Origin of the sequence: Neglectibacter sp. CSJ-5 (assembly GCF_032490475.1) — a bacterium.
Classification (GTDB): Bacteria; Bacillota; Clostridia; order Oscillospirales; family Acutalibacteraceae; genus Hominenteromicrobium; species Hominenteromicrobium mulieris.
Window position 1 is genome coordinate 12,056 of sequence record NZ_JAVYJC010000011.1, and the last position, 24,595, is coordinate 36,650.

The 24,595-nt window shown below is 51.4% G+C and carries 17 protein-coding genes, 1 tRNA gene and 1 pseudogene; 12 read left to right on the top strand and 7 right to left on the bottom strand.

The window, feature by feature from the left end:
* Window positions 1–149: 149 nt before the first annotated feature.
* Complete coding sequence (locus R2K26_RS14655) at window positions 150–1,601, bottom strand: hypothetical protein (protein ID WP_316523300.1); 1,452 nt, start codon at window positions 1,599–1,601, stop codon at window positions 150–152.
* A gap of 198 nt (window positions 1,602–1,799) precedes the next feature.
* Between R2K26_RS14655 and R2K26_RS14660 the strand changes: the two genes are divergently transcribed.
* The 9 genes from R2K26_RS14660 to R2K26_RS14700 all read left to right on the top strand — a co-directional run bounded on the left by R2K26_RS14660 (window position 1,800) and on the right by R2K26_RS14700 (window position 12,809).
* On the top strand, window positions 1,800–3,503 hold the full coding sequence (locus R2K26_RS14660; protein ID WP_316523301.1) for a histidine kinase: 1,704 nt from the start codon (window positions 1,800–1,802) through the stop codon (window positions 3,501–3,503).
* Between the two features lie 107 nt (window positions 3,504–3,610).
* A complete protein-coding gene (locus R2K26_RS14665) occupies window positions 3,611–5,095 on the top strand; it encodes a response regulator (protein WP_316523302.1) in 1,485 nt (494 codons plus the stop codon).
* 50 nt (window positions 5,096–5,145) lie between these two features.
* On the top strand, window positions 5,146–6,105 hold the full coding sequence (locus tag R2K26_RS14670) for an aldo/keto reductase (RefSeq protein ID WP_308449944.1): 960 nt from the start codon (window positions 5,146–5,148) through the stop codon (window positions 6,103–6,105).
* Between the two features lie 16 nt (window positions 6,106–6,121).
* A complete protein-coding gene (locus R2K26_RS14675) occupies window positions 6,122–6,976 on the top strand; it encodes a class II fructose-bisphosphate aldolase (protein ID WP_316523303.1) in 855 nt (284 codons plus the stop codon).
* A gap of 31 nt (window positions 6,977–7,007) precedes the next feature.
* Window positions 7,008–7,982 carry a carbohydrate kinase family protein gene (locus R2K26_RS14680; RefSeq protein ID WP_316523304.1) on the top strand — a complete coding sequence of 325 codons (975 nt, stop codon included), beginning with the start codon at window positions 7,008–7,010 and terminating at the stop codon, window positions 7,980–7,982.
* Window positions 7,979–9,364 carry a fucose isomerase gene (locus R2K26_RS14685; RefSeq protein WP_316523305.1) on the top strand — a complete coding sequence of 462 codons (1,386 nt, stop codon included), beginning with the start codon at window positions 7,979–7,981 and terminating at the stop codon, window positions 9,362–9,364. The genes R2K26_RS14680 and R2K26_RS14685 overlap by 4 nt, the downstream gene beginning before the upstream one ends.
* A 21-nt stretch (window positions 9,365–9,385) precedes the next feature.
* Complete coding sequence (locus R2K26_RS14690) at window positions 9,386–9,880, top strand: ureidoglycolate lyase (protein WP_316523306.1); 495 nt, start codon at window positions 9,386–9,388, stop codon at window positions 9,878–9,880.
* Between the two features lie 12 nt (window positions 9,881–9,892).
* On the top strand, window positions 9,893–11,689 hold the full coding sequence (locus tag R2K26_RS14695; protein WP_316523307.1) for a glycoside hydrolase family 13 protein: 1,797 nt from the start codon (window positions 9,893–9,895) through the stop codon (window positions 11,687–11,689).
* A gap of 43 nt (window positions 11,690–11,732) precedes the next feature.
* Window positions 11,733–12,809, top strand: coding sequence for a Gfo/Idh/MocA family protein (locus R2K26_RS14700; protein ID WP_177717080.1), 1,077 nt, complete (start codon window positions 11,733–11,735; stop codon window positions 12,807–12,809).
* A 311-nt stretch (window positions 12,810–13,120) separates the two neighbouring features.
* On the opposite strand, the gene R2K26_RS14705 is transcribed toward R2K26_RS14700, so the two are convergent.
* The 4 genes from R2K26_RS14705 to R2K26_RS14720 form a co-directional block, all read right to left on the bottom strand.
* On the bottom strand, window positions 13,121–15,196 hold the full coding sequence (locus R2K26_RS14705) for an elongation factor G (protein WP_316523308.1): 2,076 nt from the start codon (window positions 15,194–15,196) through the stop codon (window positions 13,121–13,123).
* 500 nt (window positions 15,197–15,696) lie between these two features.
* Window positions 15,697–16,236 (bottom strand): stage V sporulation T C-terminal domain-containing protein, encoded by a 540-nt coding sequence (locus R2K26_RS14710; RefSeq protein ID WP_177717085.1) that lies wholly within the window; start codon window positions 16,234–16,236, stop codon window positions 15,697–15,699.
* Window positions 16,237–16,462: 226 nt separating this feature from the next.
* A complete protein-coding gene (locus tag R2K26_RS14715; protein ID WP_316523309.1) occupies window positions 16,463–17,764 on the bottom strand; it encodes a DUF1015 domain-containing protein in 1,302 nt (433 codons plus the stop codon).
* 173 nt (window positions 17,765–17,937) lie between these two features.
* On the bottom strand, window positions 17,938–20,025 hold the full coding sequence (locus R2K26_RS14720) for a helix-turn-helix domain-containing protein (protein WP_316523310.1): 2,088 nt from the start codon (window positions 20,023–20,025) through the stop codon (window positions 17,938–17,940).
* Between the two features lie 417 nt (window positions 20,026–20,442).
* Between R2K26_RS14720 and R2K26_RS14725 the strand changes: the two genes are divergently transcribed.
* On the top strand, window positions 20,443–21,612 hold the full coding sequence (locus R2K26_RS14725) for an MFS transporter (protein ID WP_316523311.1): 1,170 nt from the start codon (window positions 20,443–20,445) through the stop codon (window positions 21,610–21,612).
* Between the two features lie 51 nt (window positions 21,613–21,663).
* On the opposite strand, the gene R2K26_RS14730 is transcribed toward R2K26_RS14725, so the two are convergent.
* Entirely contained in the window at window positions 21,664–22,359 is a 696-nt protein-coding gene (locus R2K26_RS14730) for a CPBP family intramembrane glutamic endopeptidase (RefSeq protein ID WP_316523312.1), read from the bottom strand.
* Window positions 22,360–22,541: 182 nt separating this feature from the next.
* Here R2K26_RS14730 and R2K26_RS14735 point away from each other — a divergent pair, with 182 nt between their 5' ends.
* Together R2K26_RS14735 and R2K26_RS14740 are read left to right on the top strand one after the other, a co-directional pair.
* On the top strand, window positions 22,542–24,026 hold the full coding sequence (locus R2K26_RS14735) for a serine hydrolase (RefSeq protein WP_316523313.1): 1,485 nt from the start codon (window positions 22,542–22,544) through the stop codon (window positions 24,024–24,026).
* Window positions 24,027–24,144: 118 nt separating this feature from the next.
* Window positions 24,145–24,220, top strand: a tRNA-Gln gene (locus tag R2K26_RS14740).
* On the opposite strand, the pseudogene R2K26_RS15520 reads toward R2K26_RS14740, so the two are convergent.
* Window positions 24,186–24,515: pseudogene (locus R2K26_RS15520) on the bottom strand (hypothetical protein); the annotation flags it as partial. The gene R2K26_RS14740 and the pseudogene R2K26_RS15520 overlap by 35 nt on opposite strands.
* Between the last annotated feature and the right edge of the window lie 80 nt (window positions 24,516–24,595).

Sequence of the window (24,595 nt, forward strand, 5' to 3'; positions counted from 1 at the left end):
CTTAACTAAGGAACCAATGTGAAAAGGCCAAGGTTCTTGCGCGGGAAGCAGGGATAACGAAAGCGCGCCTTTCATCAGCATCAGCCGTTGGAAGGCGCACTTTTTATCTGAAAAATCATTTCTCGGCAAGAGGATTCGAAAAATCAGGTTCACTCCTGCAAAATGGATATCGCTTTTTGGTACTGCTGCTTTTTCCAGGTGTCCAGTAACTTATAGTCTCCTCTTTGCAACTCACTGGCCAAACGAGTGTAGGTCGGCACAATTTCATCGGCAGAACAATCCTCTACCAACTTCACGATCCGATTTTCCAGTAATTTCTGCTTTCGTTCGTCTGCCGTAGCCAGACGTGTATTGGAGTAGAGGGAAAACAGGATTTCGTAGTGAATGATCGGAACAGTGTACTGGCTGTCAATGCCGATAGGTTTCATCGGCTCTGCATTTTTGAGCAAATCTCCAAGCCCGGAGCGCTCCAAAGCGTTCTTCTGTTCGGGAGAAGGCTCCATGTTTTGCAGATAAAATGCTGCCAACAGTCTGGCTTGGGATTGACTTTGCGTGCTGCTTTTAACAAACAAGGTGGAGGCGTACTGTTCTTCGAAATTGTTGCTGAGTGCCGGTTCCCGTCCGGAATCCGAGAGGATGGGCGAGAGAATTTCATACTGTTCCCAAATGGGGTGGCTTTCCGGGAGCAGGGAGAGCAGATTGCCCAGCGAGGAGGAAGCTGCCAAAAAGATTTCGCCGTTTTGCAGCTGTCTGAGCAGGGACTCTTGGCTGAGGGTGAACACATCGCGGGAAAGCAGGCGCTCACGGAACAGAGTGTTCATAAACTCCAGGGACTCCAAAGTACCGGGGTGAAAAAAAGGATCCTCCCACGCAGTGCCGGTATCGGCGGTGACGCCAAACATCTGTTGAAGACTGGGGAGCTCCATGTAGCAGGGGATCAACTCCGGATAGGCTTTCCGAACGGCTTTCAGCTGTTCCAAGCAATACGCTTTGGACAGGGGCTGCTGACTATCCCAGTGAATCTTTTCCAGAATGTCTTTGCGGCCAATCATAGCGGCGGCAGACTTAATAGAGGTATCCTCAGAGAGAATGGTTCCGGTATGCGGATAGGCGTAAACATCTCCCCGAAAATTTCCGCACCACTGGATAAAGTTTTCGGGCAGGGTGAAGCCGGGAATTTCCTTGTTCAGCAAGTCCTGCAGCGCCCAGGTAGTTCCGGTTGTTTCCAATCGTTTAAAGTTGGCGTCGGTGTACCAACAGGTGACCACATCTGCAGAGATTCCCGATGCTGTCATGTTCAAATATTTTTCAATGGTGCAAAAGGAGAGTTCCACAGGTGTTCCGGCTAATTCGGTGCAATCCTCTTGGGAGGGAAACAGGTCAGCATAGGAGGAATCAGTCTCGCCATAAGGTGTTATGAAAATCCATTTCAAAGCGGTTTCTTTCTCGGAGGATGTCGTCTGAAAGGGAGAGGGACTGGAAGTTGAGGGTGAGCGAATACAGAAAATAAGAAAACATACGGCAATCAACCCGACAAGCGTTTGAACAAGCTTATAGGGAAATAAGCTTTTGCGCTGTTTATCGTTGTGTGGAGTATCCATGGTAATTCCTTTCTTTTGGAGTATAGCTGTGTCGACTACGAGTCGATAGGAAAAATTGACATTTTTTGCTATACTTATTACACTATATCATAATAAGCTAATAATCTCAAAATGTCCAGAGGTTTTTTATGTAAGTTTTATAAAAGACCGAGTTTGGGGTTTTAATACGGTTTTTTGATGATAGGAAAGGAGAAAAAAGTGAAACAGTGGCTGAGTCGGATGAAACTAGCGCACAAAATGGTTCTTGGATTTTTGGGGCTCATCGCTCTACCGTTTACCTTGCTGTCGGTGTTCAGTTTTGCCTCGGTTGCGTCGCACTATGAACATCAGCTGGCGCAGGATGGGCAATATATGCTGAACATGGTAGTCAGTGATGTGAACGAAAAAATGGATCATGTGGAAATGCTGATGCAGGTGTTGTCCTGCAATCAAAATCTGATTGCTTTTCTGTCTCACGATTACAATGGCGCCGTCTCTCACGAGGAGTACACGCAAACTGTGATGCCGTTGCTACAGGGAGCGAGCAACGCGGTGTCACCGCCTCTGGAACGCGTCTATTTACTGACGAAAAACACTACCATCCCGGAGGGCTACAGCGCAGTGTACCATTATGATTCTGTTCCGAAGAGTATTCCCACAGAGCTGTTGGAGAACGGAAGGGAAGCCACTTGGTATCATGCGGAGATAGACGGAAAAGATGTGCTGTACTACCTTTGTCCCATTGTTTCCTCGGTATATAAAAATCAGGGGTATCTTTTGGCCAAAATGCGCGTGGACGAGTTGTTCCCAGAGTTCGGAATGCCGCAACAGAGTGGTGTGGCCCTATTCCTACTGGATGAGGAAAACCGACCTAGACTCAGCAATGTAACTCTGAATTCTGATTTCCGTTTTCCGCAAACCGCAGGTTATCAAGAATCTGTGCGGTGTTTTTCCACCGAGATTCAGCGGGTTCCTCTGCGCGTGGGTGTGGCGCTGCCAGTGTCGGAACACGAATATTTGCAGCAGAGTTCTCTGCTCATCTTAATCTTCATGGGTTTTCTTTCGCTACTGTTTTTGTCTCTGTTCTTTTCCATGCTTCGCTCCAATAGCTCTCGTCTTCAGAGGTATGGAGATGAGATGGAGCGCATTGCCGAATCCGGTTTCAACGGGGAGTTAGCGGTGGAACGTCAGGATGAAATTGGAGTGATCGGAGATCAATTCAACCGCGTCTTGGGACGAATGCGCGTCTTGATGCAGGAGAATATCCAAAAGGAAACCGCATATAAAGACGCTCAGTTAAAGGCTCTTCTGCTTCAGATCAATCCTCACTTTATCTACAACACATTGGACATGTTTGCCGGAAAGCTGACTTTGGACGGAGAGTTTGAAACGGCGGATTACATTTGCGACTTTGCCCAGATGATCCGCTATAACACCATGACGAGCACAGAGCTTCCTTTGGAGAAGGAACTGGAGCATGTGATTAATTACGTGAATCTGGAGAAGTGCCGGTATGGAGACAGCGTGGAGCTGCGGATTCATGTCCCGGAGGAGCTTCGGCAGATCATAATTCCCCGCTTTTTGCTTCAGCCTATTGTGGAGAATTCCTTTGAGCATGGGTTTACCGGGATGGCTCCGGAGGAGAAAAGGCAAATTATCATCACGGCCCGCAAGATGGGTGACCGAATGATTCTTCGTGTACGGGATAACGGCAGGGGAATGAGTCTGAAACAAGTGGAGAAAATGAATCAAAAATTCTCTCAGCCCTATGATGCCATAGCTCTGCGTCATCAGAAAGAGCATGGAATTGGGCTGGATAATATCAATGATCGCCTTCAGATTTTTTCTCATTCCAATGATCGTTTGGTACTGAGGAGTCGGGAGGGAAAGTATACCAGTATGTTTATTTTACAAACATTATAGCAGTTTTTTAGAAAAGGTAAACGCAAAAAGCTGTCTTATAACGGTGTGCTTTTCGCCGGTGTTGTCCAAGTAAGACGGAGAGTTTGACAGAAAAGCGGAGGATGCAGATGCTTACAGTGATGATAGTGGATGATGATCCCCTTTTGTGCACAGCCATGCGACGAAAGATAGAGATGATTGACAGGGAAAACCAGTTAGGAATTCAAGAGACACTGATAGCCCACTCGGCCCAAGAGGCGTGGGGGATTTTGCAGGAAAAGTCCGTTGATATATTGATCAGCGACATTCGAATGCCCTATCAGACGGGTCTGGAGCTGGCGGACAAGGTAAACGAGGCTTTCCCGGAGATTCAGGTGGTGATTCTGAGCGGCCATGACGATTACGAGTATATGCGGAGTGCTCTCCGCAGCGGAGTGGTGGATTATCTGCTCAAGCCCGTAAAGCTGGTGCAAATTCAGGAAGTGCTGCTCAAGTGTCAGGAGAATCTTCGCCGCCGGAAGGCGCAATCTCTCCGAAACGGCAACGACCGGGAGGCACTGGAAAACTGGCTCAACGGCTTACTCGCGGGTAAAACCGGCAAGCCCCCGGTGGAATTTCCCCATCCGGTGTTCTGGGTTGCATGGCCTTTTGGCGGGGAAGGAGAAGACGGTTTCCGGGCTGAGGAAGTCTTTGCCGAGGAATCGTCGGAGGATGTGGCGGCATTCTTTTTTCGCAACGTAACGCAAGACGCAGTTGTGCTGTTGAATACCGAAAGCAGCCGGGAGGACATTGTAAAAGCGTACATTGAAACGTGTCAGGAGTCCTGTGTCAGGCAGGGGGCGGGACGGCCCTGTTTTGCCGTGAGTCAACCGTTTACGCGTTTGGAGGAGTATCCTGTGTTTTATAAAGAGGCACGGTACACCATGGCCTACCGTATGCTGGAGCCGTTCGACCTTCGGTTTTCCTCTGCTCAAGCGGCTACGGAGCAAAGCCGGTTTCCGCGGTTTCAAGCCCGGATTCATTCGGCCTTTCAGAGCAGAAATTTTGCTGAGCTTTATCAGTTGCTTCAAAAAATCTTCTGTCGGGATTTTTTTCAGGAGCAGCCCTTTCCTAAGGAGATTCGACGATTTTATGTGTATTGGGAGTCGCAGGTTCAGGAGATGGCTTCTGCGTATCATCTGGAATTGGAAGCGTTTCCCCACTTTAGCAGATTTGCTGGTTTAAATGAAATGCAAGAATACCTGCAGAAGGTTTTGAAGCAGATGGAGGCGGCTGTGCAGACCGCTACAAACAAGTATGCCCATATTCTTTCCATAGCAAAGCAGTATGTGCAGAAGAATTTCAACCGCGATATCAGCATGGACGAAGTGGCCGAGATGGTTTCCATGAGTTACAGCTACTTTAGCCGTGTGTTTAAAGAGCAGCTTCATCAAAGCTTTTCGGAATATGTTCTGTCCGTCCGAATGCGAGAGGCCAAGCGGTTGATGGAAGAAGATCCCGCAATCAAAATAAAGGAAGTGGCAGAACTGGTCGGCTATGAAAGCGTGTATACCTTTTCCAGAGCGTACAAGCAGTACTATCATGTCTCACCGAAACAGGATCGAGACGGCTAACCGGAATTTTGCCAAAACATAGACAGCATATTTGAGAAAGGAATTTTAAAATGGAATATAAGAAACTTGGGAAAAGTGATGTACTGGTCTCGGAGCTCATTCTGGGTTGCTGGGCCATGGGAGGAGATTATTTTGGCGCAACAGAGGACAAAAGCTCTTTGGAGGCGTTGGAAGTATCCTATGAGAATGGTGTGAATACCTTTGACACGGCCGAGATTTATGGCGATGGCCGTTCCGAGCGAGTGGTGGGCGAGGCTGCCCGCCGGATTGGCAGGGACAAGGTGCGAATCATCTCCAAGGTGTTCAAGCCCTCTATGTCCCACGATAAGATGATTAAAGCCTGCGAAGACAGCCTTCAGCGCTTGGGTACCGATTACTTGGACGTTTACTTTTTACACTATCCGGTAGCGGAGGAAGAGGTTACCATTCAGGAAAGAATGGAGACCATGGAAGAACTGAAAAAGGCCGGCAAAATTCGAGCGATCGGGTTGTCTAACTTCTCTCTGGAAGAGATGAAGGCGGCTATGCGATTTGGACAGGTAGATGTGATTCAGCCCTGCTACAGCCTGCTGTGGAGATACGATGAAGCCTTGCTGGAGTTTAGCCGAAAGCAGGAGATTTCGGTGATTCCTTACAGCACGCTGGCTCAGGGATTGCTGACGGGAAAGTACCAAAAAGGCGCAGTGTTCACGGACGGACGCGCTCGAGCGGCCCTGTTCCAGCCGGAAAACTACGATAGGTGTCTGGAAGTGACGGACGTGCTGTCACAGATCAGTGCGAAATATGGCAAAACACCGGCCCAAGGCGCCATTGCTTGGCTGCTGCAAACCCAAGGGATTACGGCACCGATTGTCGGAGCGAAAAACGGAAGACAGGCTCAGGAGAATTTGAAAGCCGCCGGCTGGCAATTCAGTAAGGAGGACTACGATGTGATTGACCGAGCCAGCAGACGCTTTATGGAGGGCTTACCCCATTACACACTGTTCTTCAATACGGAGACAACAAACTGAGAGGAGAGAAAAGAGAATGCCATTGGTTAAAGTAAATGAGCTGCTGCGCCACGCTACGGAAAACGGTTATGGAGTAGCTGCTGTGAACGTGTTCAACTACGAGACGATTAAGTGGGTGGCTGAGGCGGCCAATCGGGAGCGAATTCCGGTGATTATCCAGTTTTATCCCGGCTTCGACAAGTACATCGCCTTAAAACATGTGGCGGCTATCGCCAAAGATTTTGCAGAAAAATCTTCAGTGCCCATCGGAGTACATCTGGATCATTCTGCCGGCTATGAAATAGCAGTGAGCGGCGTGCGGGATGGCTTTCCGTCTGTGATGGTGGACGGCTCAGCGTTGCCGTATGAGGAAAATATGGCGCTGACAGCAGCGGTTGTGAAAACAGCAGCGGTGTTTGGCGTAGACGTAGAGGCCGAACTGGGTCATGTGGGCTCGGGAGCCAATCTGGATGACATCGTCAACAGCGATCATTACACCGACGTAAAGCAGGCTGTGGAATTTGTGAAATGCACGGGTTGCGGATCTCTGGCGGTGGCTGTGGGCAATGCGCACGGTGCCTACGTGCAAACCCCGAATCTGGACTTTGATCGTATTGCTTCTTTGCGCAGCGCTCTGCCCATTCCGCTGGTACTGCATGGGTGTTCGGATATTCCTCCCGAGCAGTTGCAGGAGAGTGTGCGCCTGGGTATGAGCAAGTTCAACATAGCCACTGAGTATTTTCGGGCTTGCTATCACGGTGTGGTACAGCATGGGGATCCGGCTGAAAAGAACGGGGACATGTTCCGACTGATGATGGAGACTTCCGAAAACGCTATAGATTTTGTACGTGGTAAAATGCGTTTGCTTAATCCGAATAAGTTTACATTTTAGTTAACTTAACGCAAAGGAGGGTTTAGGAAGAGTGGTGTCAAAAGAATTTGAAATAGCGGGCTATGACATGCCCTGTGTAGACCTGGCAGTGAATGTGGATGTGTTTCCCAAGCCAAACGGAGGAACCGGGGTAAACGCTATGAGCTGGCAGGGCGGAGGAAAAGTGGCTACCGGCATGGTGGCGGCAGCCAGATTGGGAGCTAAATGCGCCATGATAGGTGCGGTGGGAAGCGATGACTACGGCGAGTTTTGCTTACGGGATTTTGAACGTCATGGAATTGACATATCCGGAATGAAAACGCGCCAAGGAGAAACGACATCTCTTTCCATAGTGCTCAGCGACCGCGAGACGCAGGGACGGAGTATCGTGTACCGATCCGGCACGGCAAATCCCCTTACGTTGGAGGAGATAGAGGAACGAATTCTGACGGGGTGTCAGTGGTTTTTTATCTCTCATGCCACACATGTGGCAATGGAATCAGCCAAGCGGGCAAAGAAAGCGGGAGCCAAAATCATCGTGGACGCCGATTCCTACTCATCGGAAATGATGGAGAATATCGGCATCATCGACGTTTTTATTGCTTCGGAATTCTTCTATAAGGTGCTTTTCCGGGGAAGGGAGGAGGCCTTTGAAGCAAATTGCCGGGAGGTCCAAAAAATGGGCCCTTCTATTGTGGTGTTCACATTAGGAGCAAAAGGCTGCATAGGGTACAGCGAGGAGGATGGCTTTTTTCAGATGCCCTCCTTTGCAGTGGATGTGCAGGATACAGTGGGGGCCGGAGATGTGTTCCACGGCGCATATACCGTAGGATTGCTGCGCGGGCTTTCTTCCAAAGAAGCCGCTCGGCTTGCCACGGGAGTTTCTTGCATCAAGTGTACCAGAATTGGTGGCAGAGCCGGCATTCCCGATTGGAATACGGTGCAGCGCTTTTTGCGCACCGGGGAAATCGACTATACGGAAATTGATCAGCGTGTAGAATTTTACAGGAGGAAGTTGCAGATATGAAAAAGCAGAACATTGTGGTGGGCGTAGCGCCTACTAAGCGCGGCTTTTTGAGCATGGAGGAGGCCAAGCGGCAAAAGGAAAAGTTTATGGCCGTCATTCGCGGCATTCATCCGGATGTGGTCACTCTGGTGGATATTGATGATATATGCGAAAACGGAATACTGTTCGAAACGGAAAAAATAACGCAGGTGGTGGAAAAATTCCGCCGGGCAAAGATTGACGCGCTGTTTACCCCCCATTGCGATTTTGGTGAAGAGCAGTGTGCCGCAGGCGTAGCGGCGGCGATGAAGGTACCCACCTTGGTATGGGGTGCTCGAGATGAGCGGCCTAACACCGACGAAAGCCGAGGAAGAGATACGCAGTGCGGCATGTTTGCCTGCACCAAGGTGATGCGCCGGTTCGGAGTGCAGTATAGTTATATTTGGAACTGTGAGACCGAAAGCGAGGATTTCCGCAATGGCTTTGACAGCTTTATCCGTGTGGTGTCCGTTATAAAGGCGGTGAAAAATCTGCGAATCGCCAAGTTTGGAGCAAGACCGGAACCGTTTATGAGTGTGACGGCCAATGAGGGAGATTTGGCGACCAAATTGGGTGTGACTGTGGTGCCGATATCTCCGAACACAGTGGCAGCCCGCATGGATCAGTTGATCGGTGAAAATTCTCCCAGATTACAAGACTACGTGGCGAATGTAAAGCAACGTATGGATGCTTCCGGTATGAAGGAAGAGGCGGTGGAGCGAGCCGCAGCAGCTAAACTGGCCATTCAGGATCTGATGGAGGAAAAGCACTGTGCAGCCGGAGCGATGGAGTGTTGGAGCGCGGTTACAATTTTAGGCGCACCCGTCTGCATGGCTTTGGGCGAGTTGTCTGATGAAGGATTGCCGGTTTCCTGTGAGACGGATGTCAACGGAGCGGTGACCATGGCGATGTTGCAGGCGGTCACCTTGGGCAAAGAGGCCTGTTTCCTTGCGGATTTGACCATTCGCCATCCGCAGAACGACAACGCGGAGCTGCTGTGGCATTGCGGTCCCTTCCCGTATTCCTTGAAGGATTCTTCCAGTGTTGCCCGACTTGTCCAGGGACAGGAACGGTTTGAACTGAAAAAGGGCCCCATTACGGTATGCCGTTTCGACGATATGGACGGAAAGTACTATCTGTTTGGCGGTGAGGGCAAAGGAGTAGACGGACCCGAAACCAACGGAACCTATGTGTGGTTCGAAACGAACAACTGGAAGATGTGGGAAGAGAAGCTGATGTTTGGGCCTTATATCCATCATGTGGGTGGAATTTACGGAAACTACAAAAAGGTGCTGCGGGAAGCCGCCCGTTATCTGGGAATGATTTTTGATGATGCGGACGAACAGGGCGTGTATAGCCTGTAATCTTAGAAAGGAAAAATTGCCATGAGAGAGATTGTTTCAAAACCGTTGGATCGGGAGTCGTTTCGTCCCTATGGAGATTTTGTGGATTTGCTCCATATCAAGCAGATGGATGCTATGGCCGGAGCGGATAATATCTTCATCCCGGACCTGACGACACTCCGTTTAGATGAAAGAATGCAGGCTTCGGTATGCGTGGCACGGGTGTCCCGGTGTGAGAGAATCATCACCGCTGTGGAATACCATGGATTTACCAGCGAGGGAATTCTTCCTCTGGACGGTGACATTGATATATTTGTGGGACCTTCCGGTTTTCAGGTGAATCCTGCGTCCATTGAGGCGTTCCGTGTTCCCCGGGGTACCTTTGTCCGGCTGAATCCCGGTGTGCTTCACGGCCGCCAGTTTGTCGTGGATTCCCAGAGCGTCAATGTAATGATCTTGCTGCCGGAGCGTACCTTCGGAAATGACTGTGTGTTCACGCGGCTGGCAGAATCCGATCAGATTAAAATTCTGTTGTAAAGGAGTGATTCCATGAATCGAGAGGCAATATTTCACAATCCGGTCAGCAATTATGCGTTTCCCATTTCCTATGAAAAGTTCAAGGTTCGTTTGCGTGCAGGGAAGGGCGATTTGGACCGAGTGACTTTGGTCATTGGAAATAAATACCTCTGGCACACCCGCAAGGAAGTTCCCATGGAGGTGGAAGGTTCAGACGAGCTGTTTGATTACTATTCTTATGTGTATCCGGTAGATGACCCTCGCGTTGCCTACTATTTCCTGTTGGAAAAGGGGGACGAACAGTGGCTGTATGGGGACAGCGGTTTCGCAAAGCCGGAACTGGTCAACATAGACGAGGATGAATCTTCAGCCTTTGTTAACTTCCATTTTCCGTTTATTAACCGCATTGACATTCATAAAAAGCCATCTTGGGTTAACAGTGCGGTGTTCTATCAGATTTTTCCGGAGCGCTTTTGCAACGGAAACCCTAAGCTTTCTCCGGAGAATGTGGCGCCTTGGGGCACCGCACCGGACAGACAGATTTTTATGGGCGGAGATTTGCCGGGTATTACCCAAAAGCTTTCCTATTTGGAAGAATTGGGAGTGAACGCCCTGTATTTGACCCCGATTTTTGAAGCCACTTCCAACCACAAGTATGACACCGTGGACTATACGCGCATCGATCCTCATTTTGGTGATGAGTCCGATTTGGTGGAGCTGATCAATCAGGCGCATAAGCGTGGCATCCGAGTGATTTTAGACGGCGTGTTCAACCATTGTGGCGGAGGTTTTAGACAGTTCCAAGATGTGGTGGAGCACGGAGAGGAATCCCCTTTCCGGGATTGGTTTTACATTCGGGAATTTCCGGTGAGCTTTGATCCTTTGAATTTTGATTCTTTCGGAGACACCCCCTATGCCCCCAGGCACCCCGGTTTGAAAGATTTACCTGAAAAACGGTTGAGAACGGCTTGTATGCCCAAGTGGAACACGGAAAATCCTCAGGCGAAGGAATATCTTCTGGGAGCCGCGGCCAAGTGGACCCGCATGGGTATTGACGGTTGGAGACTGGATGTAGCTACCGAGGTGGACTCCCATTTCTGGAGAGAGTTTCGGGAGACCGTTCGGGGGATCAATCCCGACGCACTGATTATCGGAGAGTTCTGGCGCAATTCGGAAGCGTGGCTTCAGGGGGATCAGTACGATGGCGTGATGAACTATGGTGTTCAGCGCGCGGCAGTGGAGTACTTTGCCAAGAGCGCAGTGGCTCCTCAGCGTTTTCAGGAGATTCTCACGGAAAATTTGATGCGCTATTCCGATGCGGCCAATGACTCTATGCTCAATCTGCTGGACAGCCACGACACTGCCCGTTTCCTTACGGTCAGCGGAGGGAATACGGCGCGGTTGAAAAACGCGGCGACTTTCCTGTTCACCTTTGTGGGTATGCCCTGCACATACTATGGCACGGAAATTGGTATGACGGGTGAGAACGACCCGGATTGCCGTAAGGCGTTCGACTGGGAGGAATCTCATTGGAATACGGATTTGCGGACGCACTATCAGAAGCTGATGCGGTTGCGAAAAACCAGAAAAGCACTGCAGGAGGGAACCGTTAGATTCCGTTCTCAGGGAAATTTGTTTGTTATGGAACGCCAATTGCAGGAAGAGCTTCTGGTGACGGTAATCAACAACACAGATTGTTCCCAAAACTACACGTTGTCGGGAAATTACGTCCGCGATTTGTTAAGTGAAAAGGCCTTTGAAGGGGCTCAGAATGCCACCGTGGTGGAAGTTCCTCCCTTCTCTGCAATGATTCTGGAAAAAATAAATTAATTTTATTTAATTTATAACTTAATTTAAAGGAGTTGTAATCAACATGGAAAAGAAAGTTATTCGCGTAGGATCTGTAGGCGTAGGAGCCATCTGGGGCGGCGTGCACGAGCCCGGTATTGCCAAGAGTCCCGATTTGACCTTGGTGGCCATCTGCGATATTGATGAGAAAAAGCTCGAAGCCGTTGGCGAGAAGTATGGGATTCCTCCGCAGTACCGTTTTACGGATTATCGAGATTTGGTTAACTGTGACATTGTCGATGCAGTGGATATCTGCACCTCTAATGACGCCCACTTCAAGGTGGCAATGGCTGCCGTGGAAGCCGGCAAGCCGTTTAACCTGGAAAAGCCCATCACCCTGACCGCAGAGGAAGCAGACATACTGGCCAAGGCAGCTCAGGAGAAGAATGTCAAGAATATGGTGTGCTTCTCCTACCGATTCAAGGCTGCTGCCCGCTACGCCAAGGATCTGATTGCACAGGGCAAAATCGGGCGTGTCTATCACGTGAATATGCAGTATTTTCAGGCGTGGGGATTGCCCCGTGCCAACTGCCCCTTAGTGTGGCGCTATGTCAAGAGCAGAACGGGTACAGGTGCTCTGGGAGATCTGGGAAGCCATGCCTTGGATTTGGTACGATTTGTGACGAACAAAGAATATACACGTGTTGTGGGACATACCGGTACTTACGTACACGAGCGTCCGTTGCTGGACGGCAAAGGTGTCGGAAAAGTAGATGTGGACGATTTCAGCAACTACATGGCGGATATGGAAGATGAGATTTCTGTCAGCTTCCAGATTACCCGATTTGCTTATGGCCGCGGTAACTATCAGCGTATGGAGATTTACGGTAGTGAGGGTGCCATTGTCTACAGCTTGGATGCCACACCTGCCGGAATTGACGAAATTGAAGTCTGCTCCGGAGACATCAATGCCGATGCCCATGTTTTCAACCATCTGCCTATTCCGCAGCAGTATTTCTCCGATCAGATGCAGTCCTTTGCAGACATTGTGAATGGCACCGGTGATGGTCTTGCTGCCAATATTAAGGATGGACAGGCAAACCAGCACCTGCTGGATGCTATTGTAGAGTCCGCAGAGAAAGGCACATGGTTATCACTCTAAGCAAAATTCCAAAGGCGAAGAGTGACGGTGACTGGAAAGAGATGCAGGCACCTTTGAAAATCAGTGTAGAGTAAGCAACCGCGTTCTGCTTCAATTTTGAGGCGGAACGCGGTTAACTCTATGTAAAGAAGTATTTGAACGATACAGTTGAGAAAAAGGCACAACTTACGGAGGAAAATCCGTAGGTTGTGCCTTAGCTTTATTCGTGAAATTAGAATGGATTACGCACCATACGTATGCTATTGCTGCATTTAAAGAGAATTACATCAAGATTGATAGTATCTTTTGTCTCTTTTTTGTCATGGCTTTATTCAGTCAATCTCGCCGTTGGCTTTCGCGGCCTCAATAACCTTCTGCGCAACATTCTGCGGGGCTTCTTCGTAGCGCACGAAATCAAACGTGAAGCTGCCCCTGCCCTGCGTGACCTGGCGCACATAGGTGCTGAAATCGTACATTTCGGCCATCGGCACTTCGGCGTCTACGGTCTGATAGCCGACGGTTTCTGCCGGGGACATGCCCAGCACGCGGCCGCGGCGCTTGTTGACTTCGCCCATGATATCGCCCATGTTAGCGTCCGGCACGGTAGCCTTCAATTCGCCGATGGGCTCAAGCAGAACGGGGTTCGCCTGCGGCATGCCGTTTTTATAGGCAATGGAAGCAGCGGTCTTAAACGCCATTTCGCTGGAGTCTACGGGGTGATAGGAGCCGTCATACAGCGTCGCCTTGAGACCGACGACCGGATAACCGGCGAGAGGACCTCTTGCGATGCACTCGCGCAGACCCTTTTCAACGGCGGGGAAGAAGCCCTTCGGCACTGCGCCGCCGACAACGCGCTCTGCAAACTCCAAGCCGTCTGCATCGCAGGGGGAGAATTCGATCCACACATCACCGAACTGGCCGTGGCCGCCGGTCTGCTTCTTATGTCTGCCTTGTACGGAAACAGTCTTGCGGATCGTCTCGCGGTACGGGACGCGCGGGCTGCGCAGCGTGACATCTACGCCGAACTTCGTCTTCAGCTTGGAGACGATGACATCGAGGTGCTGTTCGCCCATGCCGCTGATGACCATTTCTTTGGTTTCTGCGTTATTTTCAAAACGAATCGTCGGGTCTTCTTCCGCAAGACGCATGATGCCCTGCGCGACCTTATCTTCGTCGCCCTTATTCTTCGGGATGATGGCCATGCGCATCTCCGGGGTGGGGTATGCGATGCCGTCCAGTGTGACCTTGCGTGCGGGTGCGCAAAGCGTATCGCCCGTGTTGACGCCGGCAAGCTTCGGGATGGCGCCGATATCGCCCGCAGTGATGGCTTTTACATCTTCCTGCTTTTTGCCGCACATCATGACGGTTTTGCCGACGCGCTCCGTGTTTCCGGTGCGCATGTTGATGAGCGGGGTCTCTGTGGAGATTTTGCCGGAGAGCACCTTTACGTAGGAAAGTTTGCCGATGAACGGGTCTGCAACGGTCTTGAAGACGATGGCAGCCGTGGCGGCATCTTCCTTAACGGCAATCTCAACGGGGTTGCCGTCTACGTCTACGCCGATTTCCGCGCCCTTATCCGCCGCGCTCGGGGCGAGCCAGCAAAGGCCGTCCATAAACTGCTCCATGCCGCGCATAAGCATAGCGTCGCCGCAGAATACGGGCGAAATGGTGCCGCTTTTAACACCCTGGGAAACACCGACGATAACCTCTTCCGGCGTGAATTCTTCGCCGGAGAAATATTTCTCGAACAGCTCGTCGCTCGTTTCGGCGACGGCCTCGTAAATGGCGGTACGCAGACCCTCAAGACGGGCGCCCATGTTCGGCATATCTACCTGCACAGGCTTGCCGCCGGAGTAATCGTACGCCTTATATTCCAACATATTGATATATTTATCTGCCTTGCCGTCCTCAAAATACGGCACAACAATCGGGCAGACGGACGGGCCGAAGCTCGCCTTTAAATCTTCGAACACTTTATAGAAGTCGGAGCCTTCATCGCACAGGCCGTTTACGAAGAAAATCTTAGACAGGCCGCGCTTTTCCGCTGCTGCAAAAGCCTTTTCCGTACCGACGGAAACGCCGCTCTTGCCTGCAAGCACGATGACAACGGATTCTGCCGCGCGTGCGGCTTCATACAGACCGCCCTGGAAGTCGAAAAGACCTGGGGTGTCCAGCAGGTTGATCTTTTTATTTTTCCATTCAAACGGTGCCACGGCCGTGGAGACAGACGTCTTGCGGCGGATCTCCTCCGGGTCGGAATCACAGACCGTGTTGCCCTCGCCTACTTTACCGCGACGATCGGATGCGCCTGCAAGATAAAGCATAGCTTCCGCGAGGGAGGTCTTGCCGGCGCCGGAATGGCCTGCCATAGCAACGTTGATGATGTTCTTAGCCGGATATGTGTTCATGGAAAAACACCCCTTATATGTATAATTTACAATTTCAATTTGAGATTGCTCTTTAATTATATATCATATTGCCAGATATTGCAATGGCGAATTGCAATTTATACAGATATTCTATTTTGCGTATTTGAAGTTTATGCATGTTGTATATTCTGAAAATGTTTTTTTGCAATAAGCTTTCAAATTCCTTTTGAAAAGGATAGAATTCGGCAGGATTTGAGAAATATATAGCAGACTTCTTCCGATGAGGGAGCAGTCAGCGAAGCTGACTGAGGGAGAAATACAGCGGGCTAACGAACCTCACAACACTTTTTTCATATTATAGAGAAATCCTCTCCCGGCGTAGCCGGGAGAGGATAAATTATATCAGTCGGCAAATAGATTTCGCTTTCTGCGGAGTTCGACCAAAGGCGCTGCCTTTGGAAACTACAACCGAATGAGAAGTTCGGTTTCAACTTCTTTGAAAAAAGTTGGATCAAGAGCTTTCAGCGACTCTTTCCATGTTACTCGACTGTTTCGCGGCTTAAAAAATCGGACGCGAGCTTGCCGAGCCGCAAATGCTCCTGCGTTTCGCCGGGCTTTGCGTCTTCGTCTTTAATGAGCAGGAACATGCCGCACAAATCGCCCGCACAGGAGATGGGGAACGCTGCGTTTGCGGTGCGCAGCCCGCCCTCCGCCGCCAAAACGGTGTCCTCGCCGGAGGAGATGAATGCTTTTTTGCGGCGCATCAGCTCATCCAATTGCTTGGAGACGGGCTTATCCAGCAAATCCTTTTTCGGGATGCCTGCCGTTGCGATGATGCGGTCGCGGTCGCACACGGCGGTGCCGATGCCGCTTGCTGCCGAGATGCACTCCGCCATGTTTTTGGCGCTTTCGTTCAGTTCTCCCACGGGCGAGTATTTGCGGAAGATGATGCTGCCGTCTTTGTCGATGAAAATTTCAAGCGGCGTGCCCTCGCTGATCTTCATGGTGCGGCGCAGCTCTTTCGGCACCACCACTCGCCCGAGATCATCCATACGTCTGACGATACCGGTTGCCTTCATATCTCAAATCTCCCTTGTTTTCAAAGTTTCGGTATGGGTAGTATTTGAGAAATGCGGGGAATTATACATGTTACAAAGTTTTACGGAAATACACAGTGGTGCGTCCGGCATCTGCTTTGACGTGAAAAGCGGCATGGTTTGAAAAGGAATGTTTTCTGTGTTGATATATAAAATCAAGCGTCATGCTTGAATGAAAGCACGGCGCTTGACTTATTAAAAATAAATTTTAATCTTCCACAGGCGTTTCCAAATTGTTCATTACAAGCCCTGTGATAAGCTTCGGGTAAAAATACGTGGACTTTTGCGGCATCTTTTCGCCCGCAGCCGCTACCGCGCCGATCTCCTCCACGCGCGTGGGGTTCAAAATAAATGCACACTGCATCTCGTCGCTTTCAACCGTGGAAAGCGCTTCGTTCAAATCGCGCGTATACGTCAAGTTTTTCTGACTCGCCATATTTTCGCGATCAATCCCGAGGGCGCGCTCCAAAATGAGCGTGTGCAAAACGCTGACATCCAGCCCGCGCGAGGCCTCGCTCTTTTCGGGCATAAATGCTTCCATAACCGCCGCGTCTTTCAAAATCAGCAGCGCGTAGTTCATTCTGTCCCCGTTTTTATACACGAATACGAACGCCTTTTGCCCGGCATCGTACGCATTTTTCATGCGCGGCTCAATCTCGCTTTTGTCCGCAAGCGTCTCGATTTGAAAGTATTCCCCGCAGTTTTCAAGTACCTTTTCGGCGGAAAAGCCCTCAATGCCGCGCACAAGGCGGTGCGTTGGGAACACCACAAGCCCCGGATGTGCCATATCGACGAGCGTCATCATGACGAATTCGCTGCCCGGCGCCCAAACGGCGTTTTCGCGGCAGTAATCGCGGTAATGAATTGCGGTTTCATAGCGGTGATGCCCGTCCGCAATGTACAATTTGCGCGGCGCAAAATCGGCGCGGAACGCTTCAAGCGCCTGCTTGTCATTCACAATCCACAGGCGGTGTGTGACAAGTCCGTCTGAAAATTCGCAGTACGGCGTGCCGGCGGAAAGGCGGTCGATGCGCTTTTGCGTCTCGCCCTTTTCGTCCTGATACAAAGAGTAAATCAAGCTGAAGTTGCAGTTCGTCGCCTTCATCAACTCAAAACGGTCCTTTTTCGCCTTAGAGAGCGTCTCTTCGTGCGGCAGCACAACGCCCGCGGAAAAATCCTCCACGCGCACAAGGCACACGATGCCCTTTAGGCTGCGCACCTCGCCATGGTCTACGTCGGTTTTGAATTCTTCCTCGTAGATATAAAGACCTGCGTCCTTGTCACAGCGCAAAGTGCCGTCGGAAAGCCACGTGTGCAACGTCTTGCCGGCGGTCTTATACGGTTCTTCGCCGCGCGGCAGCTCCAGGCGTATGACGTTGTGCGGGTTTCTTTCCAAAAACGCCGCGCGCTCCGCTTCACTGATGATGTCATACGGCGGACAGGTCAGTTCTTTCGCTTCTCCCGCCGATTTTGTGTACCGCATGGCATGAAATGCCCGAATGTCTGCCATCGTGGTGCCCTCCTTCAAATTTCACTTTTTCTCATTATAACGGCAAAGCACCCTTGCGTCAAGAAAAAAGCGATACAACATGAAACATCCTCGCCGCAGTTCAAGTCCGAAAACACTTCACAGCCCGACCGTTTTGCCCGTATTTCCCGACCGTTCGAATAAAAACCTGCTTCTTAAAAGCGCAAGAACAAAACGCTGTGCGGCGGCATTTGCAAGGTTCCGCCCGCAGCTTGGTCCAGAACGTTTGACTGGGTAAATGAGGAGGGAGGCAACACGGTGTCACTGGAGAAGAGCACCGCCTCGCTGCAAGGTCCAAAGGAAGAGAAGTCCACCGGCTTTTTGCGGTGAAATGCGGCGTTCACCACCGTGGCGGACACCCGACCCTCTCGATCCACGGTAATAACGGCTTCTTGAGACGCGGAGCACAGACGATTACCCATGTGCCAGCGATTCATCCAGGAGAACACTTGTCCTTGCGCTGTCAAGCTCACGTGATCCGGTTTCACACACAGCATTCCCTCGTTGATTGCCTGAAAGTGACACGCAAGGGCTATCCCGCTTTTTTCCGCTTCTTCCATCAACATGTGCAGAACCAGCGCCGCATAAATACCGTCGGTAACACTGGAAGGACGGTACCAGGCATACCACACATTCCACTCGTCCATGGAAATGCGTATAGAAGGCTCCAGCCACTGCCGGGACTGGTGAATCAGCTCCCGCATCCGGGAGACAGAAGCCATGCACCGGTTATATTCCTCCTCTACGGTGGAAAGGTCGGTGTAATGGGGGTCGTAGCCATAATAGTGCTGGGAAATCATCTGAGAAATCCCGGCAAGCGGCTTGGCTGAAAATTCTGCCCATTCCTTGTTAGGATAGGGTCCCGAGGAGCACAGGCTGAGACCGGGTGAGGCCTCCAGCATTTTTTTGCCATTCTCCAGCGCGATCTGACAGTACCCGGCAGGAGTGTTGTCGCCCTCCATGTGACCATAGCCGAATTCGTTACCCAATGACCAAAACTGCACATTGTAAGGCTCTTGATGACCCCGATTGGCTCGGAGTTTTCCGTAGGGGGTTGAGACATCGCCGTTGCAGTATTCCACCCAAGCGGCGTTCTCATCGGGGGTGTTCCAACAGGGGTTGATGGTGATAAACGGCTCGGCACCGATTTCTCGACACAGGGCGATAAAGTCGTCGGTATTCATCTCGCTGAAATCGTAGCCCATGGTGTGAGGTTGAGTCTCCAGACCCAAATAAGACTGGAACGGCGCACGCATATCCGCCGGCAAAAGACCGTCCATCCAGTTGAATTCCCCAGCAAAATTGCCGCCCGGCCAGCGCAGCACCTTGATGCCCAAATCCTTCATGGCTTCCACCACATCGCGGCGCATTCCGTGGAAGTGATCCTTGGGCAGCAAAGAAATGGCTCCTACGCAGACATAACCCGCATTCTCCCAGCAGATTCGCAGGTCGGCATCAGAGTCAGCGGCCTGCGGGGTGAGCTCCACCTCTAAACGGGTCCAATCGTCGCCGCCACCTACAGATGTGGTGTGGCAGTAGACGTTCTTTCCGGTTCGATCTGTCAATGAAACCGTAAATTTCACCGATTCTTGGGTTTTAACCACCATTCCGAACAGATACGGCTGCCCTTGGGATATTGTGATGCCATGCTGACCCATGCCGACAGCTTCCTCGCAGTAGGGGTTGAAGATACCGACGGAATTACATTCGAGGGTCCGCTTCATGTGGTAGCCTTCTCCGTGGCGGGTGTAGGGTTCATCCAAGGCAAACACGCCACGTTCCCCCAAGGGAAACCATTCTATGGCGCAGCCCTCGCAAGCCGTGGGCTTCCCGGCGAACTTCCGATTGCGAACCATCTGGGCGGATAGGCCGGTATAGATACAGGAGCGAGTGTGCTCCAGATTGCAGCCGAACAAGTAGGGCGAAACCAGTAAATCCGCAGGATCGTCCCGGCGTAAGGTGAGAGGTGTGGCCTGAGCTGCTTTTCCATCCCAATCGACGGCCTCGTCCAGATTGCTGCTGCGAACCACGTTCATGAGTTCGCCGCTGAGAAGCTCCACAACGCTGACGCGCAGCTCCGCAGCCACACGGCTGAAAAGCGTCACGTCGGGCAGGCTTTTGCCGCGTTCCCACTTAGAGACCGCTTTATCGGTTACATTCAATCGTTCGGCCAGTTGAGCCTGTGTAAGACCCATGGCCATCCTGCGCCGGCTGATAAACTGTCCTATTTTTGATAAATTCATAAATTTTCCTCCCCTTAGGACTTTTCTTTAGCATACCATAGTCCACCTGCACAAGCAACCGACCGACAGTTGAGTCACATGGGGTGAAAAAGATTTTTCTGACACTTTTATGAAACGCTTATTCTGTCACGTCGGAAAAGGAAAAAACGGGAGTGCTCCCAAACATCGCCTCGTAGTTAAAGTGGAACATGATTGCTTATTTTACACTCATTTTCAAAGGGCTGCACCGTATCCTGCTTCGTTTTTTCGCCCGGTGTACTTCTTTACCGCTTTGCAAAAATAAAAGCTTTTCCGTGCGCAAAAAGCTTGAAACGCAACGGGGGATTTGGTATGATGGACGTAAATAAGCCTTGAGGGGAAGGGCTGCACATTGTGTGCGGCGTGCGCCCTTAATTTTGGGAAGGCGGTTGGATTGAGATGGAAAAAAGCAAGCGAACGTTTCGTGGCAGTTACCCGGCGTATGCCCTGACCTATTTCTTCTTTTACTGGAGCTTGGGCGTGTTTACCTCGGTGCTGTCTATGTATCTGACGGGCATCGGCAAATCGAAAGCGGAGATGTCCTTCATCATGTCGGCTTCGAGCTTGTTCGGCGTGGTGCTGATCCCGATCGTGGGGTATATCAATGATAAGCTGCGAAAGCCGCGGCTTATCTGTACGGTGATGATGGCGTGCGTGGCGGTGTTCGGCATTCTGTTTGCGCTGGTGCGCGAAACGATGCTGCTGTTCCTTTTAAACGGCTGCATCATGGGATTTATCTCATCGCTTTCGCCGGTGAGCGAGCGCATGGCAACCTCGACGAAGTACCGTTACGGCACCATTCGTATTTGGGGCACGTTCGGTTATGCGGCGGCCGTACAGGTGGCCTGCGCCATGATGGAATTTACGAGTCCGCAGCTGATTTTTGTTTCGGTCTCCGTTTCGGCGGTGCTGGCCATTGTGGGTTTCCTCGGCACGGATGACATTTCGTTTACGGATACGGAAGCGGCAAAGGCTGCGGCGGGCAAGCAGTTTTCATTTCTCTGTGCGCCGATGTACATTTTGTTCGTCATCATCGGGTTTATTTTTTCGGGCTGCTCAAATCTCAACATGACATACAGCCCCATTTTATTGCAGGAGCTCGGCATGCCGACGGGTGCGGTGGGCACAGTGCTGTTTTTCAGTACGATTGTTGAGCTGCCTGTCATTTTGTTTTCGTACAAATTTATGGATCGCTTTTCGGGACGCACGCTGATGCTTTTGGCGTTTGCTATTATGGTGGCGCAGTTTTTGCTGTACGCCACGGCGCCGAACGCGTTTGTTGCGGTTGCGACCATGCTGGTTTTGCGTGCGATCGGTTCTACGCTGTTCGGGATGATCTTATTGAAGATCGTGCGCGGCGTTGTGCAGGTGCGTTCCGTTTCCACGGCGCTGGGCGTTATCAGCGCTACGGACGCGATGAGTGCCATTTTGATGCAGAACCTCGGCGGCATTCTGGTGGAAAACACGAGTATCCGCATCTTATATTTTGCCATGGCGGGCCTGATGATGCTCGGCATGATTCTAACGCTGTTCCTGCGCGTGCAGAACACGGAAAAGGTGTTTTCGTAAAAAATACCCCGCAGCTTCGCGAATTTTCCGACGTGAAGCTGCGGGGAATTTTTAGAAGCCGAACACGGCTGTGTAATCTAAAACGGCGTGCACGAGGACGGGGATCCACAGGGAGCCGGATTTTTCTTTGAGGTATTGGAAAAGGCAGCCCATGGCGACAAGCCCCGCCATTTGTGAGCATACAAAACGCACAAGGTAAGACGCGGTGATCGCTCCGAAATCCGCATAGGCGAACACGTGCATGGCGGCAAAGAGAATGTTTGGCACGAGGTAGCGAACGGCGGCGGGCTCGTCCCGCAAAAGCCCCACGCATACGCCGCGCACGACGAATTCCTCACAAAACGCGATGAAAACGGTGTAGTAGAATAGGCTGTACAGCACGGTGATTTTATCCGGCTTTACGATCAGTGCTGCGGCCGTGACGATAAGCAGGAGAAACAGCAACAAAACAGCGATTTTTCTTGTTTTGCCTTTGGGGACGGTCAGCTGCATCGCCTGCACAAAGCGCTTTTTGCAGAAAACGAGCGCGAGGAAAACAAGAAAAGCGGGCACGGCGGACGTGAGCAGATTTTGCGCAAAGAGCTGCGGCAGGTGCGAGGAAGCCGCCCGCACGGAGAGCAGCGTGCCTTTTTGTTTTTCGGCGTATATGACCCATGCGGCGAAAAGCATATCCGCGGCACAAATCAAAAACACGGCAAGAATTTTCAGCGCAAATTTGCCTTTTGAAGACGCTTTATCTAAAAGCATAGTTTTCTCCTTTCGCGGCCCGAGCAGCCGCCTTTTTCGGGTAAATTATAGCACGGCTTTCAGAACGTGACAAGTTCACTAAATTTCTGACAGTGAATTTTACGGGGGGAATTTTCTTTTTACTGGAAACGGGCAGGCGGATGTGCTATGATTAAAAAATTAAACGGAAGGTGGTTTTATTTATGATATTGGAAAGAGTCACACCGGAAAGCGTGGGTATCCGCTCTGAGGGCATCCTCAACTTTATTGACCTTGCGGAAAGCAGAGGGCTTGAGCTGCATAGCATGATGCTGCTGCGCCACGGCAAGGTGTGCGCAGAGGGCTGGTGGAAGCCGTATAACCCGGCGTCGCCGCACATGATGTTCTCCTTTACAAAGGCGCTGACCTCCACGGCCATCGGCTTTGCGTGCCAGGAGGGAGCGCTGTCTCTTGACGATCGCTTGAGCGAGCTGTTCCCGGACAAGATGCCGGAAAACCCGAGCGAAAATCTGCTTGCCTGCACGGTGCGCGATCTGCTCACGATGTCCTGCGGCCACGAGACGGAGATCAATACGTTCGACGTGAACGAGCCGGATTGGATTAAGAATTTCCTTTCGCACGAATTTAAATATAAGCCCGGCACGTGCTTTATGTACAACACCGCCGGCACGAACATGCTGTGCGCCGCGCTGAAGCGCCGCACGGGTGAGAATCTGTTCGAGTACCTTACGCCGCGTCTTTTTGAGCCGCTCGGCATGGAGAATATTGAGTGCTTCCGCCTGCCGGACGGCATTGAAATGGGCGGCGCGGGCAGCCGCCTGAAGACCGAAGACATGGCGCGCTTTATTTTGTTTGTTTCCCGGCACGGCAAGTGGGAGGGCAAGCAGCTTTTAAACGCCGAATGGTTCGACATGGCGAGCGCAAATCAGGTCTCGACGATCAGTCCGGCGAATAATGCGGATAACCCCGACTGGCGCTGTGGTTACGGCTTCCAGTTCTGGCGCTGCGTGCCGGAGCATGTGTTCCGCGCGGACGGCGCGTTCGGCCAGTACGGCGTGGTGTTTGAGGACAAAGACACCGTGCTCATTTTGCAGAGTTCTTCCTCTAATCAGCAGGAGCAGCTGACCTGCGCGTGGGAGGCGCTGCTGCCGGCCATCACGGACGAGGAGACGCTGCCGGAAAGCCCCATGGCGCACGTTTTGAAGAAGCGTTTGGAAAAAGCGGAGATCACGCCGATGCTGTCTTCCCGCAACCCGTGGTCCGAAAAAGAGATTGAGGGTAAGAAATTCGCGTTTACGGAGGAAGTTCCGGGGCTTGTCGATTTCATCGGCGGTGTGTGGATTGTGGCCCCGCAGGGCGGTGTGACAAAGACGCTGCGCTTTGAATTTGCGCCCGAAAAAGCAAATCTCGTTTTCGAGCAGGATAACGGCGAATTTACGGCGGAGATCGGCCTTCAGAGCCACTTCACGAGCTTTACGCTCGGCGGCCGTACCTACGGCGCTGTGGGTCGCTGGCGCAGTGACAAGCGCTTTGAGCTCGAAGTTCGCTGTGCGGAATCCGCAGGCGGCAGACGAATGATCTTCACATTTGAGGGTGACGCGCTCACGCTGGAGACGGAATCTACGATGGCAATCTCCGGCGGCATTGCAGACCGCCCGTACAAGCGCTACACGCTGAAAGCGGAATAATTTCAAAGAAGGATATGGAGCCGTGCGCAGAAGGAAAACCTGTTGCGCGCGGCTTTTCTTTGCTTAAAACGTTTGACTAACGGCCTGAAATATGCTATACTCTTGGGGTATCGAATATTGGGCTGTCGCCAAGCGGTAAGGCAACGGACTTTGACTCCGTCACCTCGTGGGTTCGAATCCCGCCAGCCCAGCCAGAAAAAAGGACTTTGCGTTTTGCAAAGTCCTTTTTTCAACAAGATAAATCCCTTTGGAATTTGTGAAACTGCACTTTGGGCAGTGAAGTGTCTTAGGACGTTTATAAAAAGGAAAACCGCCGACCTTCGCAATCATCTCGCGCAGCAGCTCCGGGTTTTCCAGCATGGGGCACGGGCGCAGGTGGTTCTCGTTGAACGGCTGGCCATCGTGGTACGCCATGAAGAGCGGCGACTGCAGGACTTCGAGCAATGTTTTTTCGCGAATGTTGGAATCGGAATAGTGGATGAACACGCACGAGCGGCTCGCCGCCGGTGTAGATATACAGGTATACGCCGAGCTCTTTGCCCTGCGTGATGGCAGAAATTATAGAGAAA